The following is a 14,315-nucleotide window of genomic DNA, read 5'->3' as shown; positions in this document are numbered from 1 at the left end:
GAAAGAATTAGAGCTCAAAACTCTAATTCTTTCTGTTAAGACTATATGAAATAAGTTATATAAAATTAGAATTAATTTTTTGTTGTCTTCCGTCCTGTCTTTGACGCACGTTGGCGAGTGTTTGTCTGATCACTTTGGACGGATTTCTTTCCGTTGTTTGAGGGCATTGTGTTATGACGGCTTTTAGATGAAGTTGTTTTTCCATTATTATAAGTCATTATTTTCTCCTTTTAAATTGTCTGGCAGTTGCCATTAGAGTAAAAACGGTCATGCCAAATAGTGGTTCCAAGCATTTTCTAAAAAGTTAATTTTTGGGTGAGCGTAAGATGAACTTGTTTAACTTTATGAGAAGATTTTTTCTATTTTTTCAGAAGGATCGCCATCAAAAGATGGGAGATATTTGATTTTTTCTGTTATTCAGATAATCCTCGTAAATTTTATTTTACGCAATAATCAAAGAGTTTAGTTTTTTCGTAAGGCATGGCGGAGATAAGTTCTTTATGGATGGCTGCGTATCTTTTAGTATGAGAGGTAGAAGGATAAAAAGCGAATAGCGAATGGGCAGAAGATGAAAGGAAAAATCTAGATGCTCTAAATTAGATCTTATAAAAAAGTATGATCGATCATTTTAATATTGAATGTAAATTTTTATGGCTTTGAGAAGGTTTCATTGGCAAGAAGACGATAATATTATTTTTTTAGACAATTTAAAATTTTATTATTTTAATGGGAGAAATGAATGCGATTAGGTGGGCGTTTGCAAGCAGCAATAGATGTTCTCAAAGAGATAGAAATGAAGCATCGCCCAGTAGGAGAAGCTTTAAAGGATTGGGGCCTTTCTCATCGCTTTGCTGGAGCAGGTGATCGCGCAGCCATTGGTACAATCGTTTATGATGTTTTAAGACGACGTTATTCTTTACAATGGCGTATAGAAAGTGATGATATCCGAGATATTGTTTTCGCTACCTTATTAGATGCTGGACAAATGACGCTGGAGCAAATTGACGGTGAGTTGGCCGAAGATAGGTTTGCGCCGCAGTTATTAGGGGCTAAACAGCGTAAATCGTGGCAAGGTCAGCAATTAGTGGATGCTCCAGATTATATTCGTGGTGATATTCCGCAATGGTGTCAAGCGCATCTGCGTCCTTTATTTGGCGATAATTGGGTCATTGAAGCGGCTGCGCTAGCAACGCGTCCTTCTTTAGATTTGCGGGTAAATAGCTTAAAAGCAACACCAGAGAAGGTGCTGAAAGAATTAGCAAAAATCAGACTTAAATCTTTTCCATGGTTTGGGAAAGCTTTAAGAATTGCACCAATTGAAAAGTTTAATCGTCATCCTAATGTTCAAGTGGAACCAGCTTTTCAAAAAGGACACTTTGAAATACAGGATTTAGGATCTCAAATTGTTGCTCACCTTGTGGAAGCGCGAGAAAGCATGCAGGTATTAGATTATTGCGCAGGTGCTGGGGGTAAAACATTAGCTTTAGCTGCCGATATGAATAATCGTGGGCAAATGTATGCTTATGATTCAGACAAAGCTCGTTTGGCTCCTATTTTTGATCGTCTTCGACGCGCTGGTGTTCGTAATGTACAAATACGAGCACAAAAAGAAGAATTAAAATCATTAATGGGTCAGATGGATAGAGTTCTACTGGATGCACCCTGTAGTGGGACAGGAACATGGCGTCGTCGTCCAGATGCGAAATGGCGTTTAACATTAGAGCAGGTAAAACAACGCCAAACAGAACAGAGAGCTATTTTGAATGAAGCGATAGCTTATCTTAAGCCAAATGGGCGCCTAGTCTATATTACTTGTTCTCTTTTTGCAGATGAAAATGAGGAACAAATTGCCCATTTCCTTCAACAACATTCTCATTTTTCTCCAATAGATATGCCAGCACTTTGGCAGAAACATTTTAGTTTTTCTCCGGTGCAACCAGTTTTTTCAAATTATGGACTGACATTATCGCCCGCAACAACACAAACAGATGGTTTCTTTTTATCTGTGTTGCAAAAAAAACATTGATCCATATTTTTGCATTTTTTATCATAAATTTTACGAGAATAATTTTTTCTTAAGAAAACAGGCTTGTGAAAAGAGAAAGATTGAATCATAACTCTCATGAGTTTTCTTTTACAATTATTGATTGGTTTTCTATGAGCATATCACATCCAGACACTGTTCTTATTATTGACTTTGGTTCACAAGTTACACAACTTATTGCACGACGGGTACGAGCAATGGGGGTATATTGTGAAATTGCCCCTTTTCAATTGGCTTTAGAAGCTGTGCGCCGCATAAATCCTAAAGCTATTATTTTATCAGGGAGTCCTTATTCCGTTATTGATGAGGGCTCTCCGCGTGCTCCAATGGAAATTTTTGAGGCGGGTATTCCGATTCTGGGTATTTGCTATGGTGAACAAGTCATGTGTGTTCAGCTTGGAGGAAAGGTTGAAGCTGGACATGAGCGTGAATTTGGGCGTGCTTTTTTGGAAGTGCAAGAAGAGAGTGCCCTTTTTGATGGAGTGTGGGAAAAAGGTTCTCATTATCAAGTATGGATGAGCCATGGTGACCGTGTGGCAGCTTTACCAGAAGGTTTTCGTGTCATAGGAACTTCAAAAGGAGCTCCTTATGCGGCTATTGCTGATGAAAAAAGACATTTTTATGCGGTACAGTTTCATCCTGAAGTTATCCATACACCAGATGGTACAAAACTTTTGCAAAATTTTATTCATAAGATCTCTGCTATTAAAGGTAGTTGGTCAATGGCTTCTTATCGTGAGCAGGCCATTGCTACGATACGACAAAAAGTTGGGAAAAGTCGTGTAATTTGTGGTCTTTCAGGGGGAGTGGATTCATCTGTTGTAGCGGTACTCCTTCATGAAGCTATAGGAGATCAACTGACATGCGTTTTGGTAGACCATGGGCTGATGCGCAAGAATGAAGCTGAAGAAGTTCTCAAGCTCTTTCGTGATCATTATAATATAGAGCTTATTCACGTTAATGCTGCCGATATGTTTCTTAATGCTTTAGAAGGTGAGACAGATCCAGAAAAAAAGCGCAAAACGATAGGTCGTCTTTTTATTGAAGTTTTTGAAGAAGAAACTAAAAAATTAGGAGGTGCAGAGTTTTTAGCACAAGGAACACTTTATCCAGATGTTATTGAGAGTGTGTCTGCTATTGGTAAAACGGTAACCATTAAAAGCCATCATAATGTGGGTGGGCTACCAGAAAAGATGAATATGAAACTTGTAGAACCGTTGCGTGAGCTCTTTAAGGATGAGGTTCGCTTGCTAGGGCGAGAGTTAGGATTACCAGAGCAGTTTATTGGTCGCCATCCTTTTCCAGGTCCTGGTCTTGCAATTCGCTGTCCAGGTACTGTGTCCCGTGAAAAATTAGAAATTTTGCGTGAAGCGGATGCTATCTATCTTGAGGAAATCCGTAAAGCCGGTCTTTATGACGAAATTTGGCAGGCTTTTGCTGTTCTTCTTCCTGTTCAAACTGTTGGCGTGATGGGCGATGGTCGCACTTATGAATTTGTTTGTGCTCTTCGCGCCGTCACATCTGTAGATGGAATGACTGCTGATTTTTATCCCTATGATATGGCGTTTTTAAGTAAGACGGCAGCACGTATTATTAACGAAGTTAGAGGGATTAATCGTGTTGTATATGATGTAACCTCAAAGCCTCCTAGTACTATTGAATGGGAATAATTAAAGATGAAGGGTAAGTCTTTTTAAGAATAAAATATGACTGAGTATTTGATATTCGAAAAGTGTAGAAAAAATCATTTAAAAATGATTGTGTATTTTCATATGATATAAGCCGGTATCTGGCAATCTGTACGTCAATATCGTTTAAAATTGAGAAGTGTGGAATTTTGCATGTCTGAGAAAAAAATTGTTGCACACCGTGGTGGAGCTCATCTTTATTCTGAAAATACCCTTTCGGCATTTAATAATGCTATAGCGTTAGGTGTCGATGAAGTTGAATGTGATGTTCATTTGCTGAAAAGCGGTGAAGTGGTTGTCTTTCACGATTTTCGTCTAGACCAATTGGTTGGAAAAAAGGGGTATATTCACGACATTGATAATGAAACACGCAAACAGCTCTGCGTAAAAGGAAGCCAAGAAGCCCCCCCTTTATTAGAAGAGGTGCTTGATCTTTTAGCACCAACGAATGTTGCATTGCATCTTGAAATCAAGACATGTGGTGAAGTGGAGCGTGAAACAATATTATCCCAAAAAGCGCTTGCGCTAATAAAAAACCGAAATTTATCAGAACGGGTTTCTGCAATTAGTTTTGATCCTTTTATCCTCCGTCCTTTTATTGAAGCGGGAATACCATCTGGTCCATGTGTTGATAATTTTAAAGGTGATATGTACCGTCATTTTTCTGAATGGAAGCAATTAGGTTATTCTGATCTAAGTTTAGATGGCTCTATTGTTTCACGGAACTTTATTGAATCAGCTCTTGAGGCTGGTTTTACTGTAGGGGTATGGACAATTAATGGAAAAGCTCGGTTATCACATTGGCTTGATATGCCTGTACATTACATTACGACAGATCAACCTGATCTCGCATTGCAATTGCGTGCACAAAGGTAAAAAATACAACAACACAAAAGGAACTATATATCCTCATAAAGCTAGCGTAATGAAAGAAGAAAAATTACCTAATATATAACAATAATACATTGATTTATAATGATAATTAATAGTTTTTTCATGCGAAAAAGAGACATTAATACGTAAGATTCTCTTATTTTAGATCTTTTTCCAATGAATCAATCAAAATCATTCGTTTGCACATTATAAGCAGGGTTGGTGTGTGGATAAAAATTATTGAGAAAAGAATAAAAATATTCATTTAACGTATTTTAAATGCAAGACTTGTTGAAGCATTTGGGTCTCATGTGATGGTGTTGTTTTGCACTTTTATGAAGTGTAAAAATGATGGTATACAAAAAGTCTTATATACTTTAGTGGAGAGGCTTTATGGCTTATTTTATAGGTGTTATCATGAAATGTAGATGTATTAAAAGGTTTTTTAACAGCATGGAAATTGGTAATACAGAGTCATTTTGTTTTGCGTGATGGGTGTGATCTCGCTACAGGGAAGGAGCTTATTAAGCGCTTAAAAACGATTTTCTTAATTTTAAGAAAAATACTATTTATCTCTTCGTTAAATTCAGTAGCAACATCGTGTTAAAGTTATAAGCCGAAGATTATAAAATAAATAACAAAAGAATAAACAATTCTTTTTAAAAAAGTAAATTCAGATATTAAAATAGTCATTGAATGACATTTATGATCTATATCTTTTCACCAATTGACTTTGCTTATTAAAGCCATTTCACTTTTTTCAGATAGTTACAAACGCGTATCTCGTTAATACATTAAGAAAGCTTATAAAAGAAAATGAATAAATTTAAACAAATTCATTTGACCTTTTGGTGGTTCCTGTTTAAATGAGAAAATGTATTATCTGTGAAATAAAACTTTCATAGCATGTTCGTGTGTAATACTATAAATTTAGGGGTAGTTTGTATTCCATCACTTCAGAAAGGGTGAACCATGAGTCGTTTTTATCTTTCCATAGCGGCCACGGTTGCTATCATAATGTCCACAGCGGGAATAACAGCAAGTTTTGCGCAGACAAAAATCAGCTTTTGGCATTCTATGAGTGGTGAATTAGGAAAGCAAACAGAAAGTCTTATTAACGATTTTAATGCAAGTCAATCTGAGTATAAAGTTATTTCTTCATTTCGCGGCGAATATGAAGAGGGGTTGATTTCACTCATTGCAGCATTTCGTGGAAAGAAACAGCCAGTGCTTGCTCAAATTTATGACGTTGGTACTGGAACTCTGATGGCTGCAAAAGGCGCAATCTACCCATTTTATCAACTTATGGCTGATACAAAACAAGAATTTGATCCTAAAGATTATTTCCCTGCTATTAGTGGTTATTACTCCGATGAACAGGGACGTATCGTCTCTATGCCATTCAATATTTCAACACCCATCCTTTATTATAACAAAGATATCTTTAAAAAAGCCGGGCTTGATCCAGAACAGCCTCCTAAAACGTGGCAAGATATAGAAGACTTTTCCAAAAAAATTCTTGAGACTAAAGCGGCAACTTGTGGTTTTACAATGGCTTATGCCGCTCAATGGATTGGTATAGAAAATTTTTCAGCGTTGCATAATGTTCCTTTTGGAACGAAGGAAAATGGCTTTAAAGGACTTGATTCAGAACTTACATTTAATGGACCTTTACAAGTGCGTATGTGGACTGACCTAAAAAAGTGGTCTGATCAAGGTATTTTCCGTTATGGTGGTCCAGCAGGTGCATTAGATTCAACACCAATGTTTATGGCACAAAATTGTGCAATTTTTATGCAATCTTCGGGATCACATGCTGGAATTGTTTCTGAAGCTCAGTTTAATGTGGGGGTTGGTATGCTACCGTACTATAAGGATACAGAAGGAACACCACAAAACTCAGTTATTGGGGGCGCTTCTATTTGGGCGTTTAAGGGCCATACCCCGAAGGAATATGCAGGGGCAGCTGCTTTTCTTAAGTTTCTTTCAAAAACAGAAAATCAAGCAAAATGGCATCAGGAAACAGGTTATCTTCCAACCACAAAAACGACTTATGAATTGAGCAAAAAACAACATTTCTATGAAAAAACGCCAGGTGCGGATATAGCTATCAAACAGATTAATCTTAATCCACCAACAGTTAACTCGAAGGGGATAAGATTTGGTAATTTACCACAAATCCGAGCCATTCTTGATCAAGAGTTGGAAGCTGTTCTTAGTGGTTCAAAAACACCGAAAGATGGTTTAGATGAGACCGTTGAACGTGGAAATAAACTCTTGCGTGAATTTGAAAAGTCTAATCATTAATTTCGTTTTATTGTTAAACATTAAAGACTCAACAAAAACAGTTGAGTCCTTTTTGTTTACCTTTTTAAAGTCTCTACATTTAAAGAGCCCTACGAATGCAAGAAAAACAAGCATATTTTAAAAATAGTCTACTTTCTTACGGACTGCTTTTTCCTCAGCTTCTTGTGACTTTTTTGTTTTTCTTTTGGCCTGCTGCTCAGGCAATAAAATCATCTTTTGAGCGTGAAGACCCCTTTGGTTTTACAACAACCTTTATTGGTTTTGAAAATTATCTAACCGTTCTTTCTGATCCTACTTATCGGCAATCACTTCTTACAACCGCAGTATTTTCCATCTCCGTTACTGTCGCTTCAATGACAATATCACTTCTCTTAGCTGTCTGTGTTGATCGTGTCATCCGTGCAAAAAAGGCGTATACAATGCTTTTGCTCTGGCCCTATGCTGTTGCTCCAGTATTGGCAGGTATATTGTGGCTGTTTATCTTTCATCCCACCATCGGAATTATCCCTTTTCTTCTCGAGAAAATAGGGGTGCTATGGAATTATCGTATTAATGGCACTCAAGCAATGATTCTTATTGTCATTGCGGCTAGTTGGAAACAAATTTCTTACAATTTTCTCTTTTTTCTTACAGGTCTTCAGTCTGTTCCGCGTTCTCAAATAGAAGCAGCCGCCATTGATGGTGCTGGTCCCTTTAAACGATTTTGGACAGTGGTCTTCCCGCAAATTTCACCAACGACGTTTTTCCTTCTTATTGTCAATATCAATTATGTTATGTTTGATACTTTTGGTATTATTGATAATACCACTTCTGGAGGTCCTGCGCGTGCAACGAGCATCCTCGTCTATAAAGTATATGATGATGGCTTTAGAAATCAAATAATCGGTGCATCAGCAGCACAATCAACAATATTGATGTTGATGGTTATTGTCTTAACGTTTATCCAGTTTCGCTGGATTGAGCGCCGTGTACAATATTAGGAAACAAATTATGGTTGAAAATCGTCCTGTTTTGAAATTTCTAACCCATATTACTCTCATTGTTGGTATCATCATTATTTGCTTTCCAGTTTATGTTGCTATCATTGCATCAACTCATAGTTCAGCAGCATTTAACTCAGGAACACTTCCTCTTTTGCCTGGGAAATATGCTCTGGAAAATTATAAAACAATCTTTGGTGATGGCCTTGCACAGCTAGGTTTGCCCAACCTCTGGCCACTCTTAATGAATTCATTCATTATGGCTCTTGGGATTAGTATTGGAAAAATTATTATTTCACTTTTGTCTGCTTATGCAATTATTTACATGCGCTTTCCCTTCCGAAAAACTGCTTTTGTTCTTATTTTTGTTACATTGATGCTCCCTGTCGAAGTTCGTATTCTTCCAACCTATGAGATTGTTGCAAAATTGGGGATGGTTAACACCTATAGTGGAATGATTATTCCACTTATTGCATCCGCAACCGCTACATTTTTATTTCGCCAGTTTTTTTTGACTGTTCCAGATGAACTCTTAGAGGCGGCACGTGTTGATGGGGCAGGTCCAGTTAAATTTTTTAAGGATATTCTTCTTCCTCTTAGTAAAAGCAATATCGCTGCTTTATTTATCATTATGTTCATTTATGGATGGATACAATATCTCTGGCCTCTTATCATCACAACGGATCAAAATCATCAAACGATCCTTATTATTTTAAAACAGCTTGTTGTTGAATCTCTTCAACATGATCCTCAATGGAATATACTCATGGCAGTATCGGTTGTTGCTATGGTTCCCCCTGTTCTTGTTGTTATCTTCATGCAGCGGCTTTTTATCAAAGGCCTTATTGAAACGGAGAAGTAATTGTGGCCATAATCCAGTTATCAAATATAAAAAAACAGTATGACAACGGCATTCTGGTCATTGATGATTTAAACTTAACTGTTGCCGATAAAGAACTTCTTGTTCTTGTCGGTCCTTCAGGGTGCGGAAAATCGACCTTATTACGTATTATAGCAGGACTTGAACAAGTTACTTCAGGTGAATTATGCATTGATAACGAATGTATCAATGATCGTGAACCAGCTGATCGTGATATCGCTATGGTTTTTCAAAATTATGCCCTTTATCCCCATATGACAGTTCGTGGAAACTTAGAATATGGTCTTAAAAATCGTAAAACCCCTAAAGAAGAAATTAAAAAACGTATCGCACATGCTGCAAAGCTTTTGGAGATAGAACCATTTCTTGATCGTAAACCACGACAATTATCAGGAGGACAACGTCAGCGTGTTGCAATGGGGCGTGTGATTGTACGTCAACCCCGTGTTTTTCTCTTTGATGAACCTCTTTCAAATCTTGATGCAAAATTACGGGCGCAAATGTGTATTGAAATAAAAACACTACAGCGTTCATTAGGAACAACGAGCCTCTATGTTACCCATGATCAACTAGAAGCTATGACATTAGCTGATAGAATAGTCGTTTTGAATAAAGGAGCTATCGAGCAAATTGGAACACCAATGGAAATTTACGACACTCCAGCAACAACATTTGTTGCTGATTTTATTGGTTCTCCTCCTATGAATTTTCTTAATCGCCATGTCTTAGAACAACATTTAGGGCATTCATTTTCTTATAGCGAAGAAACTGATCTTTTAGCATTCAGACCTGAAATAATCTTATTAGGCGAACATCCAGATAAAGGACCTGTCTTTCACACAAAAATTGAGCTTATCAAGCCTATTGGAACAGGTTGCCATGTTTTAACGCGCTGGAATGATATCATCTTTACGATTGAAATAAAAGAACGCTTGACACACGACTATGATCAAAAACTAAGTTTCACTGTCGCTCATCAGAATTTTCATACTTTTAACAAAAACACTGGAAAGCGCACAAATAATAAATAAGCATTAATTGATGTGACACGACTTTCTTTTATACCGCGTCATGATAATGTTGCGTTTCGATTTTCTCGATTACATTTACAAAATCAGATTATAACCGATGGGATTAAAAATAAAATTTTAAAAGTTTTGGTAATGATCCATTGTCCCATGGCGCTGAGAATGTCAAAACATTTATATGAACAAAATGTGCATTTTCAGGGTCTGTGAGAAGAATATTATTTTCAAACCTCAAACATAATAAAATCATTTTCATTATAAAAAAATATCAATATAAAATAACCATTTATTAACCATATTTTCTCATTTATAATTTTTTTATAAAAAACAATATATTATCATATGTTCCTTGATGTAATAATTTATGTAACTTATAAAAAGTAAATGAGAGAAATAGAGGGAAACAATAATTCACAGATAAGGGAGGATGCGCCCCATATCCTAGCTTTGTTTCCTAACATAAGAAGTCTATTTGAGCCACAAAATACGACGCTGTTCTAAATAGTCTGTACGAGAATAGGCACATTCTATTTTACCGCTGACCATATGATCTAAAATGCTTTCAGAGCTCCTATAAGAAGCATTTGTTTTTTCTACCAATAACATAAATTAGAGAGAAACCTATGTGCGCATACTGCAAGTTTATTTTTTACTCATGTAAATCACTATGCAATTCTCAGCGAGGGTATCCAATCAGTTGCAAAAGAAATCACTGAGAGATAGAAGACGCGCTTGTTTTACAATTTTCATTATTTTTAATGATAAAAGCAAATGAAACACATCTGTAACATTTCATTGATCATTCTATATTTTTGAATTTAAAATTGCCTATAGATCATCCTTAAACAGATCTTTATGAATATAACATAAGGGATTGGTGCGAACACCTATAAGAATCAGCAGGGACAAAGACAGTTATATTGTTGTTTTGCAAAGCATTTTATAAAAGCTGGTATATTTTTTAAATATATTGCCAGTCTATTAATGGTTTTATGATATTGCTTTCTTATAAAGCGCGTGCTTTTTTGTTGCTTATAAATCAACCTAAACTTTATATAGCAGTATGTTTGAGACAAATATGAAGACGGTTCAGTGCTGTATTCAGTTGTGTATGCCAGAGTAGAATAAACTTATCTGCTTGTGTAATTTCTAAAATGAGGGGACTGCTTAATTTAGGGGAATATGAAAGCATCAAGATAAAAAATAGATTCTATCTTTAGCATCATCTTTTAATTTAGTATTGCAATTCTCAAAAACATCTGAGCTAATGTCTCTTACATAATGGAGATTACGCATTGCCGAACACATTTTTTATTACGTTCTTTGAATAGAGTTGCATCTCTCATACAAAACAGAACACCTAAACAGAAGGCTATTAGGTTGCCAATTCACGCACTTGTTTAAAATATCTTGTAAGGTTGTTCCAACTATTTTCTCACGCAGTCGTTTATGAGTAGTATAACATAAAATCCATTGTGTATCTCAATCTTTATACTTATAAAAATCAAGCTTGGGCCATCATCGTACTCTCTGCCAGTTTCCAACATTGCAACAATTATTGTGTTGAGACTCTTCATAAGAGGCATTTTTTTCAAGTGTTTTTTTATTCATACATTAATTCTACTTGCATGTTATAAATGGAGTTGGGTAGATAAAAATACTTTAGGAAAGAGACCCCAAATGCTTCTTATGAATCGTTTCAAGTGTTGAGAGTTATTGTAAAAATTGTAAAAGAAGCGTTGGAAAATAGAATGATGCCGTTGACGATCTGGGCACCATGAGGCAATAAATTCACTTACTTTATCTATCTTAGCATTTATTGAGTATAAATTTCTCTTTAAAAGTAACTTTATTTCATATCAATGTTATCAATTATAGATATTGGGTATCATTAGTAACATAATCATAGACTTAGGATTTTATGAACTCTTTTTTATCTCTTTTGTAGAAGATCTTAATGTTTTGTGATGGCATCAATGATGGTATTCACATTATGTTCCATCATATCGAGATAAGTTGCTGCAGGGCCATTTTTGTTTGACAATGCATCAGAATAAAGTGTCCCACCAATTTTTAAACCTGTTTCTTTTGCAATCTGTTTTATGAGACGGGGATTAGAGATATTTTCAACGAATAGTGCAGCTGCTTTATTCGCTTTAATTTGTTTGATAAGTTTAGCAACATCGGCTGCGGTTGCTTCAGCTTCTGTTGAAGCACTTTGAGGGGCAAGGATAGTAAAACCATATTCCTCGGCAAAATAGCCAAAGGCATCATGAGATGTGATAATGATACGTTTATCTTTAGGAATAGTAGCAATTTTTGTTTTCAGGGTATCTTGTGCTATTTCAAGTTTTTTGATGTAGGTTTCGGCATTTTTTTTGTAGCTGGTGCAGGATTGTGGATCGATTTTACAAAAAGCAGCAGCGATATTCTTTACATAGATTTTGACATTGGGAATTGTTTGCCAAGCGTGTGGATCAATAACGCTATGGTGGTGAGAGGCATTATGTTCTTGATTTTTCATTTTAAGGGAGGGAATGTTAGCGCTAACTTCGACAAGAAGTGCTTTTGTACCGCTTGCTGTAATGAGGCGATCAATGAATCCTTCTAAATGAAGTCCGTTGATGAAAATAATTTGAGCATTTCTAAGAGCTTGAGCATCATGGGGGGTAGGTTCATAAGTGTGGGTATTCGCATTGGGACCGACAAAAGTGGTCATAGAGATATGGTTATCTCCTACATTTTTTACGAGATCTGCAAGAATAGAAAAGCTCGCAACAACTTTGATTTTATTGTGTGCAGAAGCAGAAAATGGAGAAAGGGCAAGCAATAAAGCTCCAAGAAAAACAATTGTTTGAGCAAACTTAGGCACATTTTTTTCCTTAAAGTGAGGAGGTATAAAAGAGGTGGGGAAACCATGTTACAATAAAGCCACGTGGACTTATTAAGCAGGAAACAAGATAAATAAATCCTGCAGCAATGATGATAGCAGGGCCGGAGGGAAGTGAAAGATGAAAAGAAAGCAGGAGACCACATACGCTAGAAATGATTCCAAAAAGAGTGGAAAGCGCGCAAATAGGGCCTAGCCGTGAAAACCAAAAACGGGCTGTAATAGCTGGAATCATCATAATGCCAACGGAAAGTAATGTTCCTAGTGACTGAAAGCCTCCAACCAGATTCAACACCACAAGTCCAAGCAATGAAATATGAATATATTTACTCAATGGAGAGAGTGATTTAAAAAAGAGGGGGTCAAAGCTTTCTAAAACGAGTGCACGCCAAAAAATACAAAGACTGCATAGTGTAATCAGCATTATAGTAGTGATTAACCAGAGGGCTTGTGCATCAAGTGCAAGAACCGATCCGAATAAGAGATGAAGCAGCTCAATTGTTGAATCTTTTAGTGAGATAATAATGACACCTGCCGCGAGTGCAATAAGATAAAAGACAGTCATGGATGCATCTTCTTTCTGAAAGCTATTTCGTGAAATTAAAATGGTTGCTAAAGCAACAATAATACCAGCGAAGATGCCACCAAGTGTCATAGATATGAGGGAAAAGCCACAAATCAGAAAAGCAGTTGCAACACCAGGAAGAATGGCATGAGAGATAGCATCTCCTGTCAAGCTCATTCCACGGAGCATTAAAAATACACCAACAGGACAAGCGCTAATAGACAGAAAAATAGAACCGATAAGGGCGTTTTGCATAAATTGGAAATCAACAAAGGGGGCAAGAAAAAATGCATACACGTCTTATAACCTAAGAAAGAGAGGATCATTGATGGGAAGATTTTGTTTTTGTGCGCTAATAGGGAAAGAATTGGATGTGAGAAGTGGCATAACGTGATGAATGGCGTTGTTTAAAAACTGTGTTGTTTCTCCATAAAAGGCGTTTTGTTGATCAATTTGAATCATTTGGGGGAAAAATTCTTGCACGATGAGAGGGTTATGGAGTGCGGTGAGAACTGTGCGTCCTTGCTGTTGCCAGTATGTGATCAGTGCAAGAAGGTCTTTTTGGGTATTATTATCTACACCATTGAAAGGTTCATCAAGCAAAATAATATTGGCATCTTGCACAATGATACGTGCAAAAAGAGCGCGTTGTAATTGCCCGCCTGATAATGTTTCAAGCGAACGGGGTGCGAGTTCTGTAAGTCCAACCATTTTAAGCGCATTTTGAATCTTAGAATCATAAGGGCGCTGGTTTTTCCATAATCCACAAAAAGACCACAGTCCTGTTTTTACAAGCGTTTTCACATCAATTGGAAATGTTTTATCTACATCACATTGCTGAGCAAGATAAGCAATGCGGCTTTTTTTTGGTTTTGTAATTTTTCCCTTGAGAGGTTTAATCAATCCAGCGATGGCTTTTAGCAGTGTCGATTTTCCAGCGCCATTATCACCTGTTATTGCGACCAATGAACCAGCTTTTAGCTTTGCTGAAAAATTCTTTATTGCTATCCTATTCCCATAGCCTAATGTTGTCTTATTGAAGTGCAGATCCATATTCTTT

At 36.6% G+C, this 14,315-nt stretch carries 12 protein-coding genes; 7 read left to right on the top strand and 5 right to left on the bottom strand.

What is annotated here, in order from left to right; translation table 11 throughout:
* Positions 1 to 71: 71 nt before the first annotated feature.
* Positions 72 to 218: a hypothetical protein gene (locus ACFIK6_RS02575; protein ID WP_375656618.1), complete on the bottom strand. Its 147-nt coding sequence runs from the start codon at positions 216 to 218 to the stop codon at positions 72 to 74.
* A 521-nt stretch (positions 219 to 739) separates the two neighbouring features.
* On the opposite strand from ACFIK6_RS02575, the gene ACFIK6_RS02570 reads away from it, so the two are divergent.
* From ACFIK6_RS02570 to ACFIK6_RS02540, 7 genes are all read left to right on the top strand, one after another.
* On the top strand, positions 740 to 2,026 hold the full coding sequence (locus ACFIK6_RS02570; RefSeq protein ID WP_375677326.1) for an RsmB/NOP family class I SAM-dependent RNA methyltransferase: 1,287 nt from the start codon (positions 740 to 742) through the stop codon (positions 2,024 to 2,026).
* A 131-nt stretch (positions 2,027 to 2,157) separates the two neighbouring features.
* Positions 2,158 to 3,714: a glutamine-hydrolyzing GMP synthase gene (guaA, locus tag ACFIK6_RS02565; RefSeq protein WP_375641678.1), complete on the top strand. Its 1,557-nt coding sequence runs from the start codon at positions 2,158 to 2,160 to the stop codon at positions 3,712 to 3,714.
* Between the two features lie 171 nt (positions 3,715 to 3,885).
* Positions 3,886 to 4,608, top strand: a complete 723-nt coding sequence (locus ACFIK6_RS02560; protein ID WP_375641648.1) for a glycerophosphodiester phosphodiesterase — start codon at positions 3,886 to 3,888, stop codon at positions 4,606 to 4,608.
* A gap of 969 nt (positions 4,609 to 5,577) precedes the next feature.
* Positions 5,578 to 6,912 carry a sn-glycerol-3-phosphate ABC transporter substrate-binding protein UgpB gene (gene ugpB / locus ACFIK6_RS02555; RefSeq protein WP_375641647.1) on the top strand — a complete coding sequence of 445 codons (1,335 nt, stop codon included), beginning with the start codon at positions 5,578 to 5,580 and terminating at the stop codon, positions 6,910 to 6,912.
* A gap of 95 nt (positions 6,913 to 7,007) precedes the next feature.
* Positions 7,008 to 7,892 carry a sn-glycerol-3-phosphate ABC transporter permease UgpA gene (gene ugpA / locus ACFIK6_RS02550; RefSeq protein WP_375641646.1) on the top strand — a complete coding sequence of 295 codons (885 nt, stop codon included), beginning with the start codon at positions 7,008 to 7,010 and terminating at the stop codon, positions 7,890 to 7,892.
* 10 nt (positions 7,893 to 7,902) lie between these two features.
* Complete coding sequence (gene ugpE, locus ACFIK6_RS02545) at positions 7,903 to 8,754, top strand: sn-glycerol-3-phosphate ABC transporter permease UgpE (RefSeq protein WP_375641645.1); 852 nt, start codon at positions 7,903 to 7,905, stop codon at positions 8,752 to 8,754.
* Between the two features lie 2 nt (positions 8,755 to 8,756).
* A complete protein-coding gene (locus ACFIK6_RS02540) occupies positions 8,757 to 9,803 on the top strand; it encodes a sn-glycerol-3-phosphate import ATP-binding protein UgpC (RefSeq protein ID WP_375641644.1) in 1,047 nt (348 codons plus the stop codon).
* A 465-nt stretch (positions 9,804 to 10,268) separates the two neighbouring features.
* Here the strand turns inward: ACFIK6_RS02540 and ACFIK6_RS02535 are convergent, their stop codons facing one another.
* The 4 genes from ACFIK6_RS02535 to ACFIK6_RS02520 form a co-directional block, all read right to left on the bottom strand.
* A complete protein-coding gene (locus tag ACFIK6_RS02535) occupies positions 10,269 to 10,406 on the bottom strand; it encodes a hypothetical protein (RefSeq protein WP_375641643.1) in 138 nt (45 codons plus the stop codon).
* A gap of 1,348 nt (positions 10,407 to 11,754) precedes the next feature.
* Positions 11,755 to 12,672, bottom strand: a complete 918-nt coding sequence (locus ACFIK6_RS02530) for a metal ABC transporter solute-binding protein, Zn/Mn family (protein WP_375641642.1) — start codon at positions 12,670 to 12,672, stop codon at positions 11,755 to 11,757.
* Positions 12,673 to 12,682: 10 nt separating this feature from the next.
* Entirely contained in the window at positions 12,683 to 13,552 is an 870-nt protein-coding gene (locus ACFIK6_RS02525) for a metal ABC transporter permease (protein WP_273790610.1), read from the bottom strand.
* A 3-nt stretch (positions 13,553 to 13,555) separates the two neighbouring features.
* Complete coding sequence (locus ACFIK6_RS02520; protein ID WP_375641641.1) at positions 13,556 to 14,308, bottom strand: ABC transporter ATP-binding protein; 753 nt, start codon at positions 14,306 to 14,308, stop codon at positions 13,556 to 13,558.
* Positions 14,309 to 14,315: the final 7 nt, after the last annotated feature.

Origin of the sequence: Bartonella sp. AS69XJJH (assembly GCF_042195585.1) — a bacterium.
GTDB lineage: Bacteria > Pseudomonadota > Alphaproteobacteria > Rhizobiales > Rhizobiaceae > Bartonella.
The sequence above is the reverse complement of the archived record's forward strand: the minus strand, read 5'-3'. Positions and strand labels throughout refer to the sequence as shown.